Annotated in this window: 23 protein-coding genes; 11 read left to right on the plus strand and 12 right to left on the minus strand. The window is 60.6% G+C overall.

Annotation, left to right across the window (positions count from 1 at the left end; genetic code table 11):
- Window positions 1–19: 19 nt before the first annotated feature.
- A complete protein-coding gene (locus NA619_RS16145; protein WP_255962871.1) occupies window positions 20–997 on the minus strand; it encodes a LysR substrate-binding domain-containing protein in 978 nt (325 codons plus the stop codon).
- 155 nt (window positions 998–1,152) lie between these two features.
- On the opposite strand from NA619_RS16145, the gene dctP reads away from it, so the two are divergent.
- The 4 genes from dctP (at window position 1,153) to NA619_RS16165 (ending at window position 5,916) form a co-directional block, all read left to right on the plus strand.
- Window positions 1,153–2,172, plus strand: coding sequence for a TRAP transporter substrate-binding protein DctP (dctP, locus tag NA619_RS16150; protein WP_255962872.1), 1,020 nt, complete (start codon window positions 1,153–1,155; stop codon window positions 2,170–2,172).
- A 73-nt stretch (window positions 2,173–2,245) separates the two neighbouring features.
- On the plus strand, window positions 2,246–2,818 hold the full coding sequence (locus tag NA619_RS16155) for a TRAP transporter small permease subunit (RefSeq protein WP_255962873.1): 573 nt from the start codon (window positions 2,246–2,248) through the stop codon (window positions 2,816–2,818).
- On the plus strand, window positions 2,815–4,116 hold the full coding sequence (locus NA619_RS16160; RefSeq protein WP_255962874.1) for a TRAP transporter large permease: 1,302 nt from the start codon (window positions 2,815–2,817) through the stop codon (window positions 4,114–4,116). Before NA619_RS16155 ends, NA619_RS16160 begins: the two co-directional genes overlap by 4 nt.
- 63 nt (window positions 4,117–4,179) lie before the next feature.
- The gene (locus NA619_RS16165; RefSeq protein ID WP_272891794.1) at window positions 4,180–5,916 is read left to right on the plus strand and encodes an IlvD/Edd family dehydratase; all 1,737 of its coding nucleotides are present in this window, start codon (window positions 4,180–4,182) and stop codon (window positions 5,914–5,916) included.
- A gap of 32 nt (window positions 5,917–5,948) precedes the next feature.
- On the opposite strand, the gene NA619_RS16170 is transcribed toward NA619_RS16165, so the two are convergent.
- From NA619_RS16170 to NA619_RS16185, 4 genes are all read right to left on the minus strand, one after another.
- A complete protein-coding gene (locus NA619_RS16170; protein ID WP_255962875.1) occupies window positions 5,949–6,857 on the minus strand; it encodes a DMT family transporter in 909 nt (302 codons plus the stop codon).
- A 150-nt stretch (window positions 6,858–7,007) separates the two neighbouring features.
- Window positions 7,008–7,775: a helix-turn-helix transcriptional regulator gene (locus NA619_RS16175; protein WP_255962876.1), complete on the minus strand. Its 768-nt coding sequence runs from the start codon at window positions 7,773–7,775 to the stop codon at window positions 7,008–7,010.
- Window positions 7,776–7,854: 79 nt separating this feature from the next.
- Complete coding sequence (locus NA619_RS16180) at window positions 7,855–9,243, minus strand: adenylate/guanylate cyclase domain-containing protein (RefSeq protein ID WP_255962877.1); 1,389 nt, start codon at window positions 9,241–9,243, stop codon at window positions 7,855–7,857.
- 174 nt (window positions 9,244–9,417) lie between these two features.
- Complete coding sequence (locus NA619_RS16185) at window positions 9,418–9,735, minus strand: Mpo1-like protein (RefSeq protein WP_255962878.1); 318 nt, start codon at window positions 9,733–9,735, stop codon at window positions 9,418–9,420.
- Window positions 9,736–9,998: 263 nt separating this feature from the next.
- Between NA619_RS16185 and NA619_RS16190 the strand changes: the two genes are divergently transcribed.
- Window positions 9,999–10,934 carry a DUF808 domain-containing protein gene (locus NA619_RS16190; protein ID WP_255962879.1) on the plus strand — a complete coding sequence of 312 codons (936 nt, stop codon included), beginning with the start codon at window positions 9,999–10,001 and terminating at the stop codon, window positions 10,932–10,934.
- 47 nt (window positions 10,935–10,981) lie between these two features.
- Window positions 10,982–11,422: a nucleoside deaminase gene (locus NA619_RS16195; RefSeq protein ID WP_255962880.1), complete on the plus strand. Its 441-nt coding sequence runs from the start codon at window positions 10,982–10,984 to the stop codon at window positions 11,420–11,422.
- Between the two features lie 5 nt (window positions 11,423–11,427).
- Here NA619_RS16195 and NA619_RS16200 read toward each other — a convergent pair whose 3' ends face one another.
- Window positions 11,428–12,879, minus strand: coding sequence for a TrkH family potassium uptake protein (locus NA619_RS16200; protein ID WP_255962881.1), 1,452 nt, complete (start codon window positions 12,877–12,879; stop codon window positions 11,428–11,430).
- Window positions 12,880–13,067: 188 nt separating this feature from the next.
- Here NA619_RS16200 and NA619_RS16205 point away from each other — a divergent pair, with 188 nt between their 5' ends.
- Window positions 13,068–13,439, plus strand: coding sequence for a YkgJ family cysteine cluster protein (locus NA619_RS16205; RefSeq protein WP_255962882.1), 372 nt, complete (start codon window positions 13,068–13,070; stop codon window positions 13,437–13,439).
- 91 nt (window positions 13,440–13,530) lie between these two features.
- On the plus strand, window positions 13,531–14,097 hold the full coding sequence (locus NA619_RS16210; protein ID WP_255962883.1) for an NAD(P)H nitroreductase: 567 nt from the start codon (window positions 13,531–13,533) through the stop codon (window positions 14,095–14,097).
- Here NA619_RS16210 and NA619_RS16215 read toward each other — a convergent pair whose 3' ends face one another.
- The 6 genes from NA619_RS16215 to ispZ form a co-directional block, all read right to left on the minus strand.
- Window positions 14,098–15,447 carry a sensor histidine kinase gene (locus NA619_RS16215; RefSeq protein ID WP_255962884.1) on the minus strand — a complete coding sequence of 450 codons (1,350 nt, stop codon included), beginning with the start codon at window positions 15,445–15,447 and terminating at the stop codon, window positions 14,098–14,100.
- Window positions 15,448–15,533: 86 nt separating this feature from the next.
- Window positions 15,534–15,938 carry a Spy/CpxP family protein refolding chaperone gene (locus NA619_RS16220; RefSeq protein WP_255962885.1) on the minus strand — a complete coding sequence of 135 codons (405 nt, stop codon included), beginning with the start codon at window positions 15,936–15,938 and terminating at the stop codon, window positions 15,534–15,536.
- 137 nt (window positions 15,939–16,075) lie between these two features.
- Entirely contained in the window at window positions 16,076–16,753 is a 678-nt protein-coding gene (locus NA619_RS16225; protein WP_255962886.1) for a response regulator transcription factor, read from the minus strand.
- Window positions 16,754–16,770: 17 nt separating this feature from the next.
- Window positions 16,771–17,160 carry a hypothetical protein gene (locus NA619_RS16230; protein WP_255962887.1) on the minus strand — a complete coding sequence of 130 codons (390 nt, stop codon included), beginning with the start codon at window positions 17,158–17,160 and terminating at the stop codon, window positions 16,771–16,773.
- 73 nt (window positions 17,161–17,233) lie between these two features.
- Window positions 17,234–17,533, minus strand: coding sequence for a YciI family protein (locus NA619_RS16235; protein WP_255962888.1), 300 nt, complete (start codon window positions 17,531–17,533; stop codon window positions 17,234–17,236).
- A gap of 8 nt (window positions 17,534–17,541) precedes the next feature.
- Window positions 17,542–18,123, minus strand: coding sequence for a septation protein IspZ (gene ispZ, locus NA619_RS16240; protein WP_255962889.1), 582 nt, complete (start codon window positions 18,121–18,123; stop codon window positions 17,542–17,544).
- A 178-nt stretch (window positions 18,124–18,301) separates the two neighbouring features.
- Here ispZ and NA619_RS16245 point away from each other — a divergent pair, with 178 nt between their 5' ends.
- From NA619_RS16245 to NA619_RS16255, 3 genes are all read left to right on the plus strand, one after another.
- Entirely contained in the window at window positions 18,302–19,168 is an 867-nt protein-coding gene (locus NA619_RS16245; protein ID WP_255962890.1) for a PHP domain-containing protein, read from the plus strand.
- Between the two features lie 13 nt (window positions 19,169–19,181).
- Entirely contained in the window at window positions 19,182–19,805 is a 624-nt protein-coding gene (locus tag NA619_RS16250) for an L-threonylcarbamoyladenylate synthase (RefSeq protein WP_255962891.1), read from the plus strand.
- A 77-nt stretch (window positions 19,806–19,882) separates the two neighbouring features.
- Window positions 19,883–21,058: a tryptophan--tRNA ligase gene (locus NA619_RS16255; RefSeq protein WP_255962921.1), complete on the plus strand. Its 1,176-nt coding sequence runs from the start codon at window positions 19,883–19,885 to the stop codon at window positions 21,056–21,058.
- The last annotated feature ends 46 nt before the right edge of the window (window positions 21,059–21,104 follow it).

The following is a 21,104-nucleotide window of genomic DNA, read 5'->3' on the forward strand; positions in this document are numbered from 1 at the left end:
TGAGGAGCGGCTCGCTCTGCTATGAGTGAGCCGCTTCCGGCAGACCCATCCCCATTTCCCGAGCGGTAGAGCGCAGCAGTTCGAGCACGCTACCGGCAGCTGGCGACAGCTGCTGACGGGTCTTGGTGATGATGCCGTACGCCATCAGGCCCTGATTCAGATCGGCGTCGATGCTGGCGTCGACTTCTATTTCCGCCATCATGCCGTAGCGCGCGTAGTGCGCCAGCACGTCGCGCGGTAGGACGGTGAGCATGTCGTCCTTCTCGACCAATGTGGTCACCATCAACAAGTTCTCAGCGTTCACCACCTTTCTCGGCGGGCGCATGCCGACGCGTTGAAACAGCCCATCGAATTCCTGACGCAACACGCTACCAGCCGGTGGCAGCACCCAATCTGCCGCATTTAGCTCGGCGCGCGACATGGGGCCCTCTATGAGCCCGGCGCGTGCGCAGATCTGCAGCGGCTCCCTGGCCAACGGCTCGAAGTGCAAATCGTCCTGCTGGCTGCCAGCCGAAAACCGCGCCACGAGGAAGTCCAGTTCACCGTCATCCAGGATCGCCAGCAGGTCACGACTGGAACCTGTGCGAATGGTCACTTCCAGCGCCGGGAAGCGTTGCTTGGCGCGACGGATGACTTCCGGCAGCAGTTCCGCGCAGGGCGTCAGGATGGTGCCGATGCGTGCGTGTCCCTGCTGCCCGTGACGCAGTGCGTCGACTTCGCTGTAGGCGCTATCCAGGGTGTTCAACAGGCGCCTTGCGTGGCGGATCATGGCTTCGCCATACAGGGTCGGGACGACACCCCGTGCGTGGCGTTCGAACAATTCCACCCCGAGCCCGTCTTCCAGCTCCTTGAGCAGTTTCGAAATGGCCGGCTGGGAAATGCCCAGTCCAATAGCGGCGCGATTGAGATTTCCGGTGTCGCCAAGGGCCGCCAGCAGCGGGATGTGACGGCTTTTCAGCCGTGCCCGGACAAACCAGTTGCTGTTGATCGGCTTCATTTGGCATATCCATTCATGTATGGGTAAGGCCGAAATATATATTTGTTGATGATGTCTTGTCTCTCTACGCTCTGGTTCAACGAGGACGCCTGCTTGCTCCATGCATCGCCGGCGCATCACTCGAATGCCTAATAAAAATAATCGGAGAGGCCGCTATGAAATCGAACATCCATCGTCTCGGGTTTGGCCTCGCGGCAAGCCTGGTCCTCGTTTCCGGCAGTGCCTTCGCCAAGCAGGAATGGAAATTCCAGATCAATGTGAACGCTGGCGACGATGAATACCGGATCGCCCAGCAGTGGGCGAAAAGCGTCGGCGAAAAAACCAACGGTGAAATCACCATCGAGGTGCTGCCGACCGGCACCATCGTCGGCAACAACGAAACGCTGGACGCCGTTGGCGCGGGAATCATTCAGGGCCATATAACCGACCCCGGCTACTTCTCGGGCAAGAATCCCGCGTTCGCGATCTACGGCAACATGGTCGGCGCCTGGACCGGACCTGAGCCATTTCTGGACTACATGCGCAACGCCGGCGGTGAGGCGGGTTACAACCGCCTTGTCGAGCCGTACAACGTTCACCTCATTCGCGCCGGCGCTGTCGGTGCGGAATCGCTGATCAGCAAGCGCAAGATCGAGGCGCTCGATGATCTCAAAGGCCTGAAGGTCCGTGCGCCTGAGGGCATGGTTTCCAACATCTTCAAGTTGGTCGGCGCCACGCCGGTGAATCTGCCTACCTCAGAGGTCTTCACCGGCTTGGAAAAGGGTGTGATCGACGCCGCCGACTACACGGTGTTTTCTACCAACTATCAGCAGGGCTATCACAAGTACGCGCCGTTCGCTGTCTACCCGGGCTTCCATTCGATGCCGATGAAAGACATCTCGGTGAACAAGGCGCTTTGGGATGACCTGTCACCCGAGCAGCAGAAGACTCTCGAAGACTCGGTCGATGCCTTCACCGAGCAACTGGTCAGCGATCTGCAGAAAAAAGACCAGGAGCAGGTCGCGCTGGCCAAGCAGAAAGCCGACGTGACGCTGACCTCACTCCCTGAAGACGAACTGAAGATGTTCCGTCAGTCGGCGCGTGATGAATGGTCGCGCTGGCGTGATCGCAGCCCGCAGGCCAAGGAGGCGGTGGATTCGATCCAGGCCTATCTGCAGGACAAGGGCATGCTCTGAGCCGCACCGCGGCTCCTTTCTTCGATGACCAACGACTCCCCGGCTGTGGCCGGGCGGTCCGAGGAGTTTCGCTTTGCAAAAACCTCAACCTTCGTCTGACGATCATCTTGACGCCTGCGCCCCCGAGCCCGGGCACGGGGTTCTTGATCGCGGTATTCGACGCGGCGGCCAGGTGATTGCCTGGCTGGTGTTTCTCGCGATGCTGGTCAGCGTGTTCGAAGTCGTCATGCGCTACGGCTTTGGCGCGCCAACCGACTGGGCGCACGAGACCACCACTTTTCTGGTCGCCAGCATCTTTGCGTTGGGCGGGCCCTACGCGCTGGCCACCAACCGGCATATCCAGATTCGCCTGCTGCTCGACCGGCTTTCGCCCCGTAAGCGGAGCTGGCTCGAACTGTTGAATTTGGTGCTGGGTATCCTTTTCTGCCTGGCCATCGGTTACGCCGCCTGGGTTTTGGCCTACAACGCGACGCACGCTCCTGATGGAAGCTGGCGCCTGGAAACCTCCGGCTCATCCTGGAACCAGCCGCTGCCGGCCTTCACCAAGATTGTCATCCTGGTCTCCATCGCGCTCATGGCCGTACAACAGGTGGTGCGAATAGCGACTCACCGACGTGCACGCCTTGATTCGGACGCCGCGAAATGAGCATCGAGATCGCAACCTACCTGATGATCTTCGCGATCTTCGCGCTGCTGGTGCTGGGCCTACCGCTGGCCTTCGTCACCGGCCTGGTCGCCGCAGGTTTCACCCTGAGCTGGTTCGGCCCGGTGGGCGTGCCGCTGGTGGCCAGCCGCATGTTCGGCTTCATCACCGAGTATTCGCTGGTCGCTGTGCCGATGTTCGTGTTCATGGCGGGCCTGCTGGATCGGTCCGGATTGGCGCGGGACCTGTTCAATGCCATGCGCTTTTTCGCCGGACGCCTGCCGGGTGGCGTCGCGGTGCAGACGATCGTCGTTGCGTTCTTTCTGGCCGCAATCTCCGGAATCATCGGTGGTGAAATCGTCCTGCTAGGCGTGCTGGCGCTGCCGCAGATGCTGCGCCTGGGTTACGACAAGCGTATCGCCATCGGCGTGGTCTGCGCCGGTGGTTCGCTGGGCACCATGGTACCGCCGTCGATCGTGCTGATCATTTACGGGTTGATCGCCAGCGTCTCCATCGCCGATCTGTTCAAGGCCGCGATCATGCCCGCAGCGCTGCTGATGGGCAGCTACATGCTTTACGTGGTGATCATGTGCATGCGCTATCCGCACATGGGCGGTGCGCATCTTGAGAAGGACATCAACCAGCCACGGCTCACCTTGGCCGAAGCCTTCAAGGGTATGTTCTTTCCGGTCGCCATTGCCGGGCTGGTGCTAGGCACCATCTATGGTGGCATCGCATCGGTTACCGAGGCGGCGGCGATGGGGGCGTTGGGCGTGCTGCTGGCAGTGCTGATACGCGGCGAGTTCAGCCTCAAGCTGCTGCAGGAAAGCCTGACTCAAACGCTGGAAACCTGCGGGATGATCGTCTGGATTGGTATCGGTGCGGCCTGTCTGGTCGGGGTTTACAACCTTATGGGCGGCAACCGCTTCGTCTCGTCGGCGATCACCGGTCTCGAGGTAGCGCCGTTCGTCATCATATTGGTGATGATGCTGATCTTCCTGCTGCTGGGGATGTTCCTCGACTGGATCGGCATCGCGATGCTTTGCCTGCCTATCTTCGTGCCCATCGTCGTCCAGCTCGGTTATGACCCGGTGTGGTTCGGCATTCTCTTCGCGGTGAGCATGCAGGTGTCCTACATCTCGCCACCCTTCGGACCGGCTGCTTTCTATCTCAAAAGCGTGGCGCCACCGGACATCACGCTCACTGATATCTATCGCTCGATGGTGCCCTTCATTTTCATCCAGATAGCGGTGCTCGGCCTGTTGCTCTATTTCCCGGCCATCTCGACCTGGCTGCTGTAACCCAAATCCGAATGTTAAATCTGGCGGGCCCGGCGGCCGGCCGACCAAAACAGGTATATCGCAATGACCGACAAACGCCCCCTGCGCTCCGCTCAATGGTTCGGTACTACCGACAAGAATGGCTTCATGTACCGCAGCTGGATGAAGAACCAGGGCATCCCTGATCACGAATTTCAGGGCAAGCCGATCATCGGCATCTGCAACACCTGGTCAGAGCTGACACCTTGCAACGCGCACTTCCGCAAGATCGCCGAGCACGTGAAGAAAGGCGTGCTGGAGGCGGGCGGGTTCCCGGTGGAATTCCCGGTGTTCTCCAATGGCGAGTCGAACCTGCGACCGACCGCCATGCTGACGCGCAACTTGGCCAGCATGGACGTCGAGGAGTCGATTCGCGGCAATCCCATCGATGCGGTGGTGCTGCTGGTCGGTTGCGACAAGACCACCCCAGCTCTACTGATGGGCGCTGCCAGCTGCGATGTGCCCACCATTGTGGTCACTGGCGGGCCGATGCTGAACGGCAAGCACAACGGCCGCGACATCGGCGCCGGAACCATCGTTTGGCAAATGCACGAAGCCTATAAGGGCGGGCTGATCAGCCTTGACGAGTTCCTGTCCGCCGAGGCCGGCATGTCACGTTCCGCCGGTACCTGCAACACAATGGGGACGGCCTCGACCATGGCATGCATGGCCGAAGCGCTGGGCACCTCTTTGCCCCACAACGCGGCGATTCCGGCGGTGGATTCGCGCCGCTACGTGCTCGCGCATCTCTCGGGCATGCGCATCGTCGACATGGTTCAGGAGGATCTGCGGCTGTCCAAGGTGTTGACCAAGCAGGCGTTCGAGAACGCGATAAGGGTCAATGCCGCGATTGGTGGGTCCACCAATGCGGTCATCCACCTCAAGGCCATTGCCGGGCGGATTGGTGTCGAGCTCGATCTGGATGACTGGACACGTATCGGCCGAGGCATGCCGACCATCGTCGATCTGCAGCCTTCCGGACGCTTCCTGATGGAGGAGTTCTACTACGCCGGGGGGCTACCGGCGGTGATTCGGCGGTTGGGTGAGAACCAGCTGTTGCCCAATCCCGACGCCTTGACGGTCAATGGCAAGTCGCTGTGGGAGAACTGCGCCCAGGCGCCCATCTACGGACAGGACGAAGTTATCCGCGCTTTAGACAATCCGTTGCGAGAGGACGGCGGCATCTGCGTGCTGCGCGGCAACCTTGCACCCAGTGGTGCGGTGCTGAAACCGTCTGCGGCCACGCCTGAACTGATGAAGCATCGCGGGCGAGCAGTGGTCTTCGAGGATTTCGACGATTACAAAGCACGGATCGCCGATCCAGGGCTGGATGTTGACGAAACCTGCGTGCTGGTGATGAAGAATTGCGGTCCCAAGGGTTACCCCGGCATGGCCGAAGTTGGGAACATGGGCTTGCCGCCGAAGGTGCTGGCCAAAGGGATTACCGACATGGTGCGGATATCCGATGCGCGCATGAGTGGCACGGCTTACGGCACCGTGGTGCTGCACGTGGCCCCCGAGGCCGCCGCTGGCGGACCGCTAGCGGTGGTGCGCAACGGAGACTTCATCGAACTGGACTGTACTGCCGGCCGCCTGCATCTGGATATTTCCGATGCCGAACTGCAAGAACGCCTGGCTTCCTGGCAGGCTCCGCAGGGTTTGTTGTGGGACGGGGGATACCGGCGCCTGTTCGTCGATCATGTTCTGCAGGCCGATGAGGGCTGCGACTTCGACTTCCTGGTGGGTTGTCGAGGCGCCGAAGTGCCGCGCCACTCACATTGACCACGTTGGCCACCTTTAGGGCGGCCAGTCGATCAATGACGTTCTGAGGTATGCGGCGCCTTTGTGAGAGGAGCGGCCGCGTTGCCTACGGTTGGCGCTTTCAATCGGCTGGTGATGACCGTGGCCAGGATGATCAAGGCGCCGCCGATCAGCATTCGTAGTGTGGGCTGTTCATTGAACAGCCACCATGCGAACGCGATCCCATAAACCGGCTCCAGGGAGAAGATCACCGAGGCTGTGCGTGCCTTTAGGACCCGCAGACTCGCAACAAAGAGACTGTGGGTCAGACCGGTACAGAACACGCCCAGCAACGCCAGCCACAGCCAGTCCATGGTCGGAACTGCAGGCAGTGAGGACCAGGTGAAGGGCAGCAGGCACAGCAGGATGATCCCGTTCTGCCAGAGGGCCGCCTGCACCGGGTCAACGCCGCGGGTAACCGCTCGATTGAGCAGCGAGAGCAGGGCGAACATCAGCCCTGACACGATTCCGTAGAGCAAGCCCCGGGTGCTTTCATTGGCCAGGTCGAAGTGCGGCGTGACCAGCAGCAATCCTGCACAGACCAGGGCCACCATGCCGTATTCCACCGGCCGTGTACGTTCCCGGAACAGCAGGCCTTCAAGCAACAGGGTGAACGCTGGAAAGCTGGCGAAGCCCAAGGTCGCTATGCCGACCCCGGCGATCTTCACGGCGATGAAGAACGTCAGCCAATGGCCGCCGAGCAAAAGCCCGCCGAGGAGCAATCCGGCGCGCTGACGACCGCTGGGATTGGCGCCGCCGCTGCGCAGGAATTGAACAGCCAGCAGCAGCGCAAGGACCGCAAAGCCCGCTCGGCCCAGCGTGATGATCAGCGGCGTACTCTCGGCCAGCTTGCCGAACACGCCTGCCAGACCGAACATCAGCGCGCCCAAGTGAATCGCCAGCAAGGCATTGCGGCGGGTCATGGGCGGGCTTCCGGTTCTGGTGGTGATTTGCGAAAGGGCGCAATTGCAAAGTCGAAACGGTTCATGAAACCTCGCGGTTGGAGATCCTCGCGCATGCCCGGCAGCGGAGAATGCTCATGGTAGTGCGGGCGAGGCGGGCGGTCTGTCGCGCTACTCTCGTGATTTGTCGCGTGCGTCGCGGCGAACTGCGCGCGGCGTCAGGCCAAAGTGGCGATTCAGGGCGGCGGTAAAAGCGCTTTGCGAGGCATAGCCGACCCGCGCGGCGATCTCGCCAACGGAAAGGGGCGTATTGATCAGCAGCTCACGGCCCTCCTGAAGGCGCCGCAAGCGAATGAACTCCTGAGGCGTCATGCCCGTTTCGCTGAGGAAGCGTGCATGAAAACGCTGCACGGAAAGGCCGGCCAGTCGTGCCAGATCCATGACTTCCAGTGGATGCGCCAGGTGCCGGTCCACATGCGCATGAAGGGCGGCCAGCGGGAGCGGGTGCGGCTGTCCGGTGGGCTCGCAACCCGAAGATAAGCTGGCGAGTAATAGCGCGACGCCCTGTTCGGCAATGATTGGGTCATTGACCGGGCTCGCCGCCAGCCAGGCAACCAGCTGGGTTTGCGAAGGGTTCAGGCGCAGCGCCGCAGGCTGTTCCAGTAAGCGCTGCGCGGGCTCGGCATGGTGACCGATTCGTTTCTTCAACCAGTCGCAGTCGGGCACGTCCACCACCAGGCACAGGCTGCCATTGGCGCTGTCGCAAGCGTGCCGCGCCTCGCTGGGCACGACCGCGAAGAGTTGCTGCTGGATGCGACTGCCGTGGCCGTCGATCTCGAAATCCAGCTGCCCCTGCAGGCCGAACACGAGTTGACTGTGCTGATGGCTATGAATGATCTGGTTCTGGTCGTAACGACGCAGCGACAGGATAGTCGGCATTGGAGTCCTCGGCTGCGCGGAGAAAGAGAGCCGAAAGGCCTTGGTCAGTAGCATGTGACACTGGCGGGAGCCGGCGGTGCTACATGATGACTTTGTCGCGGAGCTTGTCGGCAGCCTGATTCAGCGCCTGGATGACGCGTTCCTTGTCAAAGTTCTGAACGCCGTTGGTGTCCAGGTACATCGAAAAACCTGGCAGCTCGTGTTCGACAAAGCTGTTGGTGGCGCCGAGATCGCGACGGAAGTCCACCACCTGGTAGATCTGTACCGGTCGAGTGAATCCTTTGACGGTGATCTGGCCCTTGTCGCGGCACATGATGACGTCTTTGACCAGCGAGTAGGTTTCGTGGGAGATCAGGATTTCACCGGCCTCTGCTGAACTCTCCAGCCGGCTTGCCAGGTTCACTTCACGGCCGATGATGGTGTAGTCCATACGGGTGTCAGCGCCAAAGTTACCGACCGTGCAATAACCGGTGTTTATGCCCATGCGGATTTCCATCGGCTTGGTAATGCCCTGCGCGCGCCACTGCTGTCTGAGCACCTTCATGTGCTTGCGCATGGCGATGGCCATCGAAACGGCCGCCACCGCATCCTTCTTCGCGCCCTGACTGGCTGGGTCACCAAAGAAAACCATCACGCAGTCGCCGACGAATTTGTCGATGGTGCCGCCGTACTTGAGCGTGATCTTGGACATTTCGTTCAGATAGGTGTTGAGCAGATCCGTGAGGGCTTCGGCCTCCAGTTCTTCGGCCAATTCAGTGAAGCCCTTGATGTCGGAAAAGAACACGGTGAGCTTTTTGCGTTGGGTCTCCAGGCGAACGGTGCGCTTGCCGGAAAAGATCGACTCCCATACCTGGGGCGATAGGTACTTGGCCAGGTTGCGCGCCAGTCGCGCGGCTTTGGCCTGCTGCGCTTCCACTTCGCTGCGCGCCTGCGCCAGCCGCACACCCTGCTGGTGCACGTAATAGGCAGTGACGCAGACATAGAGGGAAGTGAGCAGGATACTCACGGCCGAGACCAGGATCGGGGTACCGCTGTCGAAGCGCAAAGGCACCAACAGGCTGGTAAGCCCAACTCCGATAGTGACCATCAGCATCGTCATCAATAGATTGCGCAGGCTGCCGATCACCAGCGCGCTAAAGGTCAGGGTAAGCAGGAACATCATGCTGGGGACCAGACTGCAGCCCAGCAGTACGATCCCGGCACCAGCATTCAGCGCGTCGAGGCACAACAGCGTCTGCGACGTACGCTCCGGGTGATCGCGCTTGAAGCGGTAGCTAAGGTGGTAAGCAAAGTGTGGGTAGAGGAGGGTGTAGGGAACCATCCACAACAGATTGAGCGCAAATTGCTGCGTATAAACACCGGCAGCCAGCGTGGCGGCGCAGATCAAATAAGCGAATACGCGCGCGTAATATTCGCGAAGCGGGCGGGTTGCGAGGCCGTTACGCCGTTCACCGGTCACGGTTGACATCGTGGTTGCTATCCCTGAGAAAGTCCGGCGCGATGGCATGCGCCGTTGAAAGCAACAGCGCTTGAACCGGCGCTGGCCGGCGGATCATAACCAAGTCGCCACCATTGCGCCAAACCACCCGTCCAATCCGTGACGGCGCGCGGATAGCCTACCGCCCCGCACCAACTCAAAACGTCAGAAACGAATCTTTCCGGTGAGCATGTCCTTGAGCATCACCCAGTCTCCAAGGAAGCTATACAGCGGGTACTGGAAGGTAGCCGGACGATTTTTCTCGAAGATGAAGTGGCCGATCCAGGCAAAACCGTAGCCCGCCACAGGCATTGCCAAAAGCCAAAGCCATTGCTGGCTAATCAGCGCGTAGGCGAGTATCGAAAGCACCAGAAGACTGCCGATGTAGTGCAGCCGCCGGCAGGTGAGATTGCTGTGTTCGGCGAGATAGAAGGGATAGAAATCGGCGAATCGGGTAAAGCGTCCGGCGGTTTGAGTGCTCATGACGCACCTCCTTTTTATTTTGAATTCACAGTCTAGGTTCGTGCGACGCCTCATGGCTACGACCTTGGACGTGCTTCTTCCCCGGCTGCTGACAGGCGGTGGCACGCTGAAGCCCGATCCAGCCAGCACCCGTCATCTCGTACTCGCAGCCAGCGTGATGGAGGCATGCCGGAACTTGTAGAGCGTCGAAATAGCCTCATTACCAATTGTTGCGGCATTATCCCGCCGCTCTCTCCCCATTTGATATTGAAGGACGCCCGACTTTGGCCAGTAGCCTGCTTGCCCTGATTGATGACATTGCGACGATTCTGGATGACGTCTCGGTGATGACCAAAATAGCCGCGAAGAAAACGGCGGGGGTGCTTGGCGATGATCTTGCGCTCAATGCTCAGCAAGTCACCGGCGTCAAGGCTGACCGGGAGCTGCCGGTGGTCTGGGCTGTCGCCAAGGGGTCGATGCGCAACAAACTGATCCTGGTGCCAGCGGCGCTCCTGATCAGTGCGTTCATTCCATGGGCGATCACACCGCTATTGATGCTTGGTGGTGCTTTTCTATGTTTCGAAGGCTTTGAAAAGCTCGCGCATCGTTTCCTGCACAAGGACGACGGTCATCATGCCCAACAGCTGGAGGCGTTGAATGATCCTAACGTCGACATGGTGGCTTTCGAACGAGACAAGATCAGTGGTGCGGTGCGTACCGATTTTATCTTGTCTGCCGAGATCATCGCGATCACGCTCGGGACGGTGGCGGCAGCGTCTTTCACCCAGCAGATCGCCGTGCTGACAGGCATCGCAATCATCATGACGGTTGGCGTCTACGGTCTGGTCGCAGGCATCGTCAAGCTTGACGATGCCGGGCTTGCGCTGAGCAAACGTGCCAACGGCGCGGCACAGGCCATCGGGCGCGGCATACTTACAGTCGCACCCTGGCTGATGAAAACCCTGTCAGTTGTCGGTACGGCCGCCATGTTCATGGTCGGCGGGGGCATCCTCACCCACGGCATCAAGGCGATTCACCATTTCATCGAGGACAGCGCGCAGAACACCGTAGCGCTGCCATACATAGGCTCGGTGTTGGCGGGCCTGCTGCCGACACTGCTCGATGCGGCGTTCGGAATTCTCGCCGGTGGCCTGGTATTTGCTGCGGTCACGTTGGGCGGCCGGCTATTCAAGAGTAATGACAAGGCAAGCGCAGCCTGACCAGACCCGGTCTGCTTAACGATGGCTTGAAAACGAGGAGTGAATCGATGGACGCATTCATGCAAGCGGCAATCGACGAAGCGAAGCAGGGGCTTGCCGAAGGCGGCATACCCATCGGCTCGGTGATCGTCCACCGGGGCCAAATCATCGGGCGTGGACACAACCGACGGGTTCAGCAGGGGAGCGCCGTGCTGCATGGCGAGATGGATGCATTCGAGAATGCGGGCCGGCAACCGGCCAGCGTGTACGCCGAATCGGTGCTCTATACCACGCTGTCGCCCTGTGCGATGTGCAGCGGTGCGATCCTGCTTTACGGCATCCCCAAGGTCATCATCGGCGAGAACCAGACTTTCCTGGGTGAGGAATTGCTCCTGCGAGGCCGCGGTGTCGACGTTCAGGTCCTGAACGATGAGAGCTGCGTCGAGATGATGCGCAGCTTTATCGCCAACAGCCCCGAACTCTGGAACGAGGACATCGGCGAGAGCTGAGACGGTCAGTGACGCCAGAACGAGGGCGTAAGCATCACCAGCACGGTGATGATCTCCAGGCGCCCGAGCAGCATGCCGACCGACAGAAGCCACTTGGCGGCATCCGGCAGCGTTGAGAAGTTGCCGGCGGGGCCGATGATCGGCCCGAGCCCGGGGCCGACGTTACAGACAGCCGATGCAGCCCCCGTGAGAGCTGTGATCGGATCCAGGCCGAGCAGCGCCAGACACAGGGCCAGCACTCCGATGGTCATGGTGATGAAGAAGGAAAAGGTCAGGATCGAGCGGACGATTTCTTCGTCCAGATTGTGGCCGTTGTACTGCTGGCGAATTATCGCTCGAGGGTGAACCAGCTGTTTGAGGTTCGAGCGCAGCAGGGCATATGCGACCTGGAAGCGGAACATCTTGAGCCCGCCTGAGGTGGAGCCGGAGCAACCGCCCAGAAAGGTCAGGTAGAAGAACACCATGACAGCGAACCCACCCCATTGGGTGTAATCGTTGACTGCGAATCCTGTGGTGGTGATGACCGACACCACGCTGAACGTCACGATACGTACGGAGTCGAGCAGGTTGTCGTCGTGGTTGAGCCAGTACCACAGACTAAACAACAAGCTCGTTGCCATCAGCATCACCAGAAAGCCACGCACCTGCTGGTCGCCCAGTAATGCCCGACGGTTACCCCGCGCCGTCGCGACATACAGAGTGAATGGCAAGCTCCCGAGAATCATGAAAAAGATCGCGACCCAGTGTGACGCAGGGCTGAACTTGCCGAGTGATGCGTCGGACGTTGAATAGCCGCCGGTGGCCACGGTGGACATCGCATGGTTGATAGCATCGAAGCCGCTCATCCCGGCCAGCCAGAATGCCAGACAGGCGGCCAAGGTAAACGTCAGGTAGATGGCGATCAGATACTTGCCGGCCATATGCGAGCGCGGCATGACCTTTTCCGACCAGTCGGAAGATTCGGTCTGGAACAGCCGCATACCACCGACGCGCAACAGCGGCAGAATCGCGACCGCCATGCCGATGAAACCGATCCCACCTAGCCAATGCAGCAGGGATCGCCACATCAGCAGGCCTGGAGACGCGCTGTCTAGGCCGGAGAGGACCGTAGCTCCAGTCGTGGTAATGCCGGACATGGTTTCGAAGAAAGCGTCGGTATAGCTGATGTGCTGAATGAGCATCAGCGGTAGCGCTGCGAAGCAGCAAACGATCACCCAGCTCACGGTAGTCAGGAAATACATGTCCCGCGGCCGCAGATTGGTATTGGCGGGTCGACCGGGTGCCACGAGGGCGAATCCGCATCCGAACGTGATGAGGCTCGCCCAGATGAACGCTTGCAGGTCGTCGGTGCGATCGAAAGCCAGCAGCGTGAGCATTGGAATGACCATGCTGACAGCAAGTGTGATCAGGAAGATGCCGAGAATGAAACCGATGATCCGCAGGGTCGGCAAGGCCATGTGTTATTGCTGCTCGGCTTGAAAATGAAGGGCGCCATTCTACCCCTGTGAGAGCGGCAGTAAACCGGCGATCGGCTTGTTGGAAAATCTTTAACAAAGCCCCCGGTGGCCTCTTCCCAAGTTCTTTGCGATGAATAGAATAGCCGCTCGGTGCCGGCCCTTTGCCGGTTTCTGGGTGTCCGCCTACCATGTCCATCGAAAATCCTTGCCTCACGTGCGGCGCCTGCTGCGCGTACTTTCGTGTGTCTTTCTTCTGGGGCGAATGCGCCTCATCCGGCGGTGTGGTTCCCGACAACTTGACGGTGCAGGTGAGCCCGTTCCACGTCGCAATGCTCGGGACTGAATCCAAGCCGGCGCGTTGCGTAGGGCTGATGGGTGACGTCGGGTGCGGCGTGCGCTGTACCATGTACGAGCAGCGTTCGAGCACCTGCCGCGAGTTCGAGGCCTCCTGGGTCGACGGTCAGCACAATGCGCATTGCGATACGGCACGGGCTGCCCATGGCCTGCCTCCGCTCATGCCGCCGTTGGAACCGCAGCTCTCGCCTGATCGCGTGGCCTGAAGACGAAGCGGGATCGTTGCAACGCATCACTGGACTGCCAACGAACGGGTTGCGGCTCTAGAATGTCCGATTCGTTTTTGGAGGTGGCTGGATGGAAGCTCTTGATCTGTTGCTCAACCGTGTGTCTGTCCCGCGACTTGCCGATCCGGCACCGACGGCCGCTCAGCTCGACATCCTGTTTCGTGCAGCGCTGCGTGCCCCCGATCACGGGCAGCTTCGGCCCTGGCGATTCCTGACCATTGAGGGTGAAGCCCGCGAGCGCTTGGGTGAGGTCATGGCCGAGTCGCTGCTCGTTCGCCAGCCGGGTGCAACCGAAGAAGCGTTACAGAAAGCGCGCAAGATGCCACTGCGTGCTCCGCTGCTGATTGTGGTTATTGCCCAAGTCGTACCGCATGCGAAGGTGCCAGACAGCGAGCAGGTGCTCGCGGTCGGCTGTGCAGCGCACGGGCTGTTGTTGTCTGCTCACGCCCAGGGCCTGGGCGCCGTATGGCGAACGGGTGAATTCTCCTACGACGACCACCTTGCCAAAGCATTGGGCCTGGGCGACAACGAGCAGATGCTCGGTTTCATCTACCTTGGGACGCCAGATGCGAAGCTGCGCACACCGCCGGTACTGGATCCTGTCGACTTCGTCAGCCAGTGGACCGACGCGCACTAGTCACTCCGGCATGCGAACGGATTTAAGCGGCACGTCGAGCGGAAGCTGCAGACAGGCGACGAAGCCCCCTTCAGGGTGATTACCCAAGAGCAATTCGCCGCCGTGCCGCTCGGCGGCCCGGCGTGCAATGGCCAGCCCCAGCCCGTGGCCGGCCGTGGTCTGACCTGGCGCGCGGAAGAACGGCTCACTCAGTTGCGCAAGGTGGGCTTCATCCACCCCCGGCCCGTGATCGCGGATACTTAGCCGCAGATGACGATCGTCGCGGCTGGCGCGCAGTTCGACTGGCGAGCGTTCCGGATTGAAGCGCAGGGCATTGCGCAGCAGGTTGTCCAGCGCGCGTTCGAGCATGTCCGGCCAGCCCTGAAGCTGTATTTCGGTTTCGACCTGACTGTCGATGCGCTGGTTGGGTGAGACGATTCGCGCATTGTCTACAAGCTGCACGAACATCGAGCGCAGGTCGATCGGGCTGGGTGGGCCGGGCTCGGCGTCGAGCCTTGCCAGCTCGAGAATCTCGCTGATCAGGGCCTCCAGTCGGTCACATTCCTTCGCCAGGCGTGGCCATATGACCTCACGCTCAGCCGGAGTGGCGCGTTCAGCCAGCGCTAGCGCAATACGTAGCCGTGCCAGCGGCGAACGCAGCTCGTGCGAGACGTCCCGTAGCAGCTGTCGCTGGCTGCCGATCAGACTCTGCAACCGAGCGCCCATGCGGTTGAAATCGTTGGCCAGTACGCCCAGTTCATCGCGCCGCTTGGCCAAGCGCGCCAGTGAATTCTGCTGATAGGTTGTCTGCCCCAGATCGTGTACGGCGCCGCGCAGACGATCGAGTGGACGAGTGATGGACAGCGTGAGAAGAAGGCTGAAGCCCGTCAGCACGACCAGCGCGATGGCAATGGCACTGAGCGGCCAGAACAGGCTGCCGCGGTGCCAGGCCTGTAGTTCCTGATTCGGGATCCGGTAGATGAACAGGTAGGTATTGCCGCTCTCAGGACTGGTGTAATCGCTGGTCAGGCGCCGCCATGGCAGTCGCCCGTCACGGTGTGCCTGACGTGCTTCGAACGCTGCGGCGCGCGCTGGAAAGGTGCCGCGAATGATGGGCTGCCCGTTCTCGGCCAGCACCTGCACGTCGACGCCAAAACGACTGCGATGCCGCTCGAGCAGAAATTGTGCGGTGATCGGGCCCTGGCGTTCGTAGACCTTCGTCCACACCTCTGCAAGGCCGTTGACACCAGGGTGGCGATTCAGGATCCAGGTGTCCTGATTGAGCGCGTGGCCGAGCAGCATGGCCAGGCCTGCGACCAGCGCAATGGCTGACCAGAACGTCGCGAGAATCCGCCAGAACAGTGATCGCACCAGTCCGCTACTCCACAAGCAAAGCCCGGCGCGCGGTGACCTTGTGCAGGCACCTCGCGCCGGGTGGGTTATCGTTCAATCGTCGCTCAGCTCTTTTGATCGCGTTCGGCTTTCCACTGCTCGAACTCGGCACGGTCAGCGCGCTTGGCTTCCATCTTCTCGTGCATTTCGTCGAACTTCTTCTGCTGTTCTGGCTTGAGCAGTTCGCGCATCTGCTTGTGGGTCTTTTCCTTGCTGCTTTTCAGTTCATCCTTCATGGCTTTACGCTCGGCTTCGGGCAGCTTGTCGAGGTAGCGCTGGGTGATGTCACGATGATTTTTCATCTGCTCGCCCATCAGCTTGCGCATCTCGCTTCGCTGTTCCTTGGTCAGGTCCAGCTGTTCGAAGGGCGAGTGTTTGCCACCATGATGACCATGGCCGCCATCTGGCATTGCCATGGCGAAGCCGGGCAGGGCGGAAGCGAACAGTACGGCGATAAGTGTCTTGCGCATGGTAGGTATCTCCTGAGTGTATAAACCGATCGCCGGCTGCTGCATTCAGGCTTCAGCTGGCTTCGATCGGATGAGCTCAGTCTAGGGCGCGCAAGGTCAGCGGCCGTCAGGGCAGGGTAAAGGCAGGGTAAAGGCGGTCAGGATGCGTAAAGGTAGCCACGGCTGCGTAACGCGACGATGCGCTGGCGTCCGTCCGGGTGCGGGCCGAGTTTGCGGCGCAGGTTGCTGACATGCATGTCCAGGCTGCGGTCATAGAGTGTCAGTTTGCGGCCTAGGGCCAGTTGAGCCAGGGCCTGCTTCTCGAGAGGCTCGCCGGGCTGGCTGAGAAGCGCTTCGAGGATGCGCCCTTCGGACAGCGTCAGAGTGACTTCGTGACCGCCTACACTGGCGACGCCACGCGCCGGGCTATACCAGAGATCGCCCAACTCCAGTTGGGTGGGTGTGCTGGCCGGCTGGCTGCGACGTAGAACCGCCTTCAAACGTGCGGTAAGTTCGCGGGGGTCGCAGGGCTTGGCCAGGTAATCATCGGCCCCCAGTTCGAGGCCGAGAATACGGTCCAGCGGCTCGCCGCGTCCGGATAGCATCAGGACAGGAAGATCAGGGTATTCGCTGCGCAACTGTTTCAACAGGTCCAGCCCGCTGCCATCAGGCAGCATCACGTCGAGCACCACAGCCGATGGCTGATGCTCCGCCAGCGCAGCACGCGCACTGCGGCCATCGTGACAGGCATGGGCGACGAAGCCTTCCTGCGCCAGCCAGCTGACCAGCAGCTCGCAAAGTTCCTGATCGTCATCTATCAGCAGCAGTTCGCTCATGGTTCGCTCGTGTCGGTTCAGTTCAGCCATTGCCGGCGGCGACGGCCGCGGGTTGTCAGCACGCCCAGTAAAAAGCCCAGCACTCCGACCCCGCCTCCCACGGCAAACCATTGCTGATCATCGGTGAGCAGCTGTGGCGCTGACTGCGGCCGCGATTGAAGTTCCTCGAGCTGCAATCGAAGTCGCTGGTTTTCCTGGCGAAGCCTGGCCAGCTGCGCTTGCCCTGTCGCGCTGGCAGTCACCTCCGGGTTGTCCCTCAAGGTTTCGCGCCGTTGCAGGTTTTCGCTCAGGCGATTTTCCAGCTCTGCCTGGCGATCAGGGACTTGCTCGTTCTGGGCTTCTTCAGCCGGGAGCGAGGAACTGGCTAGCATCAGAACCAGCGGTAGGGACAGCAGACCTTGGCGCATCGGAACTCCTTTTTCCTCAACGGGCCGGGGAAACCCTACGGCCTGACTGAACTGAAAGCGTCAGTCGCTCGACTCAGGGGTAAACTTGCTTGAAGGGTTTGACTATGACGTTGCCGTAGACGCCGGCAGCCTTGTATGGATCCGCAGCGGCCCATTCTTCGGCGGCTTGCAGGGAGTCGAACTCCGCCACTACCAGACTACCCGTGAAGCCGGCGGGGCCTGGGTCGTTACTGTCGATCGCCGGGTGCGGGCCGGCCAGAACCATGCGGCCTTGATTCTTCAGGTCATCCAGACGAGCCAGGTGAGCAGGGCGAGCAGCCAGACGTTTCTCAAGCGAATCTGGTACATCGGTAGCGATGATGGCGTAGAGCATGAGCATTCCTATGATTGTTCAGGTTCGGGTTGCATATGGCGCACCAGATACACGGCTTGGCCTGCCATGAAAAGCAGTGTCAGCCCAAGGCTGCCAAATACCTTGAAGTCTACCCATATCGCTGGATAGACGAATGCGACGAACAGATTGGCGAAGCCGCAGATGAGAAAGAAGAGAATCCAGGCAATGCTTAATTGCGACCATTGAGCTGACGTCAGCTGAATTGCGTGGCCCATCATGCGCTGTATGAGTGGCTTGTCGCCGATGAAGTGGCTGCCAGTGAAGCCCAGGGCGAATAGCCAGTTGAGCACCGGGGCCTTCCATTTCAGGATCGTTTCGCTGTGCAGCGCAAGCGTCAAGCCACCGAATAGCACACAGGCTGCCAAGGTCAGCCACTGGCTTTTTTCGAGTCGGCGCTGATGGATGAAGATGGCGGCATACACGATGACGGAGCTGACGATGAGCACGGCTGTCGCGCTGAAAATGCCGCCGACGCCAATGCTGATATCTGCGATCTCGACCGTTCTGGGCTCAAGCTTGTAGACGAGGAAGAACAGCAGTAGCGGAACGAAGTCGATGATTTGTTTCACAGTGCAAGCCAGAGGCGGATGTGGCCGGCATAATAACAAACCGCGCTTTTGGCGGAACGCTGTCCGCCTGCCATTTCCACGACATTGCGCAAGCTTTGCCATATTGGATGACTGCACGAGCGCCGGCGCTGACGGTCACAAGCTGTGTGCCGCCAAGCCCTTGGAGAACCTGTTCCGAATGATTGTTGATCTGCATTGCCATAGCACCGCTTCCGACGGCGCGCTAGCGCCTGCGATGCTGGTGGAGCGCGCCCATGCGCGCGGAATCGAGCTGCTTGCCTTGACCGACCACGACACCCTCGAAGGATTGGATGACGCCCGCGCCACCGCGGATTCGTTGGGCATCCGGCTCGTCAACGGGATCGAACTGTCCTGCATCTGGAACGGCGCCACGATTCATGTGCTCGGCTACGCTTTTCGCCGCGAGGCCGAAGCGTTGCAGCAAGCCATTGTCGAGTTGCACCACGGCCGCTGGCGGCGCGCCGAGATGATTGCCCAGCGACTTGAGGCAAAGGGCATGCCCGGTGCACTCGAAGGTGCGCGGGCCGTGCAGCAGGAACTGGGCGATAGCGGAAACGCGCCGGCCCGGCCGCATTTTGCAGACTTTCTGGTGCGTGCTGGTCATGTACGGGATCGCGCCGAGGCGTTTCGAAAGTGGCTGGGATCGGGCAAGCTCGGTGACGTCAAGCAGCATTGGCCGACGCTGGAACAGACGGTAACCACGTTGTGCGATGCCGGCGCCTGGATCAGTCTGGCGCATCCCTGGCAGTATGACTTCACCCGTAGCAAGCGGCGCCGACTGGTGAGCGAGTTTGCGCAGGCCGGCGGTCATGCGCTCGAGGTGGTCAACGGCATGCAGCCGCTGGAGCAGGTCGGCGGATTGTCGATCCTGGCGCGCGAATTCGGTCTGATGGCTAGCATCGGCAGTGACTTCCATGCGCCGGGTGACTGGTCGGAGTTGGGAATGTACCGGGCCTTGCCCGAGGATCTGCAGCCATTGTGGAGACATTTCGATCATGAACCAGGCGCGTCTGTTGCCGGCTGAGCAGGGAATTCCAATGAGTCAGTTCTTTCAGATACATCCTGATAATCCTCAAGCCCGGCTGATCAAGCAGGCGGTTGAAATCATCCGCAATGGGGGCGTGGTGGTGTATCCCACCGATTCGTCCTATGCCGTCGGCTGCTCGATGGGCAACAAAACGGGCATCGAGCGCATCCGCCGGCTGCGTCAGCTGGATGACAAGCACAACTTCACACTGGTCTGCCGCGACCTGTCCCAGCTCGGCCTGTTTGCCAAGGTGGATACGGCGGCGTTTCGGCTGCTCAAGACACATCTGCCCGGGCCATACACCATCATTCTCAGTGCCACGCGGGAAGTGCCACGGATGCTGCTGCATCCAAAGCGCCGTACGATTGGCTTGCGAGTGCCCGCTCAACCCATCGCCCAGGCGCTCCTTGCCGAGCTGGGTGAGCCGCTGATGAGCGTCAGCCTGATCCTGCCCGGCGAAGCCGAGCCGATGAGCGATCCATACGAGATGCGTGATGCGCTGGAACATCAGGTGGACCTGATCATCGACGGCGGTTACGGTGGCATCGAAGCGTCAACGGTCATCAGCCTGGTGGACGGCGATCCTGAAGTGGTTCGTGTCGGTTGCGGCGATCCCGCACCCTTTGCAGGCTGAGCCCGCTCGCCTTTTTCTAAATTACGAAGGAAACCCTTTTGAGCTCCATGGATTCGCAGCGACGTGTCGTCTCCGGAATGCGGCCTAATGGCCGTCTTCATCTTGGTCACTACCACGGCGTATTGAAGAGCTGGGTAAAGATGCAGCATGAGTATCAGTGCTTTTTCTGCATCGTTGACTGGCACGCACTGACCACCGACTACGCCTCTGGCAGCGACATCGCGCGCAACGTGCAGGAGATGGCTGTCGACTGGCTTGCAGCGGGCATCAGCCCCAGCTCGGCGAACATGTTCATCCAGTCCCAGGTGCCAGAGCATGCCGAGCTGCATCTGCTGCTTTCGATGGTATGCCCGTTGTCCTGGCTCGAGCGTGTACCGTCCTACAAGGAGCTGCAGCTCGATTCGCAGCACAAGGATCTGAGCACGTACGGCTTTCTTGGCTACCCCCTGTTACAGGCGGCAGACATCCTGGCCTATCGCGCCGGCATAGTACCCGTTGGAGCCGATCAGCTGCCGCACATCGAGTTCGCGCGTGACGTGGCCCGCCGGTTCAATCACCTCTATGGCAGCGAAGAGGATTTCGAGGTCAAGGCCGAGGCAGCGATTCGCAAACTCGGCAAGAAAAGCTCCAAGCTCTATTCCAGCCTGCGCAAGAGTTACCAAGAGCAAGGCGATCTCGACGCGCTCAATACTGCCCGCGCGCTGTTAAAGGATCAGCAGACCATCACCATCGGCGATCAGGAACGTCTGTTCGGTTATCTGGAAGGCGGTGGCCGACTGTTGTTACCGGAACCGCAGGCCTTGCTTAGCGATATTCCCAAGGTCTTCGGGCTGGACGGCGGCAAGATGGCGAAATCCGCCAGCAACTCCATCTTTCTGCGTGATACCCCGGCCGACATCGAGGAAAAGATCAAGCGCATGCCGACCGACCCCGCGCGGGTCCATCGACACGACCCGGGCGAGCCAACGCGCTGCCCGGTCTGGCAGATGCATCAGGCGCATTCGAACGATGATGTGTGCCAATGGGCCGAGCAGGGTTGTCGCACTGCCGGGATCGGCTGTCTGGAGTGCAAGGCACCTTTGATCGACGCGATCAGGGTGGAGCTGGAGCCCCTGCAAGAGCGGGCTCAGGACTACGAGCAGAACCCTGACCTAGTGCGCAGCATCCTGGCCGAAGGTGTCGAGCAGGCTCGCGACGAAGCGCGAGAAACACTTGTGGTGGTGCGCCAGGCGATGGGTCTGAATTACCGCTAGAGCGCGTGAGGCCGCCAACGTAAGCTGCCGCCGCTTCAAGTACGCG

Source organism: Stutzerimonas stutzeri (assembly GCF_024448895.1).
In the GTDB taxonomy this organism is placed as follows: Bacteria; Pseudomonadota; Gammaproteobacteria; order Pseudomonadales; family Pseudomonadaceae; genus Stutzerimonas; species Stutzerimonas stutzeri_Q.

Bases quoted from the DNA above. Each gene is read 5' to 3' on its own strand.
- NA619_RS16145 (WP_255962871.1), bottom strand. From the start codon at position 997: ATGAAGCCGATCAACAGCAACTGGTTTGTCCGGGCACGGCTGAAAAGC.
- dctP (WP_255962872.1), top strand. From the start codon at position 1,153: ATGAAATCGAACATCCATCGTCTCGGGTTTGGCCTCGCGGCAAGCCTG.
- NA619_RS16160 (WP_255962874.1), top strand. From the start codon at position 2,815: ATGAGCATCGAGATCGCAACCTACCTGATGATCTTCGCGATCTTCGCG.
- NA619_RS16165 (WP_272891794.1), top strand. From the start codon at position 4,180: ATGACCGACAAACGCCCCCTGCGCTCCGCTCAATGGTTCGGTACTACC.
- NA619_RS16170 (WP_255962875.1), bottom strand. From the start codon at position 6,857: ATGACCCGCCGCAATGCCTTGCTGGCGATTCACTTGGGCGCGCTGATG.
- NA619_RS16175 (WP_255962876.1), bottom strand. From the start codon at position 7,775: ATGCCGACTATCCTGTCGCTGCGTCGTTACGACCAGAACCAGATCATT.
- NA619_RS16180 (WP_255962877.1), bottom strand. From the start codon at position 9,243: ATGTCAACCGTGACCGGTGAACGGCGTAACGGCCTCGCAACCCGCCCG.
- NA619_RS16185 (WP_255962878.1), bottom strand. From the start codon at position 9,735: ATGAGCACTCAAACCGCCGGACGCTTTACCCGATTCGCCGATTTCTAT.
- NA619_RS16195 (WP_255962880.1), top strand. From the start codon at position 10,982: ATGGACGCATTCATGCAAGCGGCAATCGACGAAGCGAAGCAGGGGCTT.
- NA619_RS16200 (WP_255962881.1), bottom strand. From the start codon at position 12,879: ATGGCCTTGCCGACCCTGCGGATCATCGGTTTCATTCTCGGCATCTTC.
- NA619_RS16205 (WP_255962882.1), top strand. From the start codon at position 13,068: ATGTCCATCGAAAATCCTTGCCTCACGTGCGGCGCCTGCTGCGCGTAC.
- NA619_RS16210 (WP_255962883.1), top strand. From the start codon at position 13,531: ATGGAAGCTCTTGATCTGTTGCTCAACCGTGTGTCTGTCCCGCGACTT.
- NA619_RS16220 (WP_255962885.1), bottom strand. From the start codon at position 15,938: ATGCGCAAGACACTTATCGCCGTACTGTTCGCTTCCGCCCTGCCCGGC.
- NA619_RS16225 (WP_255962886.1), bottom strand. From the start codon at position 16,753: ATGAGCGAACTGCTGCTGATAGATGACGATCAGGAACTTTGCGAGCTG.
- NA619_RS16230 (WP_255962887.1), bottom strand. From the start codon at position 17,160: ATGCGCCAAGGTCTGCTGTCCCTACCGCTGGTTCTGATGCTAGCCAGT.
- NA619_RS16235 (WP_255962888.1), bottom strand. From the start codon at position 17,533: ATGCTCTACGCCATCATCGCTACCGATGTACCAGATTCGCTTGAGAAA.
- NA619_RS16245 (WP_255962890.1), top strand. From the start codon at position 18,302: ATGATTGTTGATCTGCATTGCCATAGCACCGCTTCCGACGGCGCGCTA.
- NA619_RS16250 (WP_255962891.1), top strand. From the start codon at position 19,182: ATGAGTCAGTTCTTTCAGATACATCCTGATAATCCTCAAGCCCGGCTG.
- NA619_RS16255 (WP_255962921.1), top strand. From the start codon at position 19,883: ATGCGGCCTAATGGCCGTCTTCATCTTGGTCACTACCACGGCGTATTG.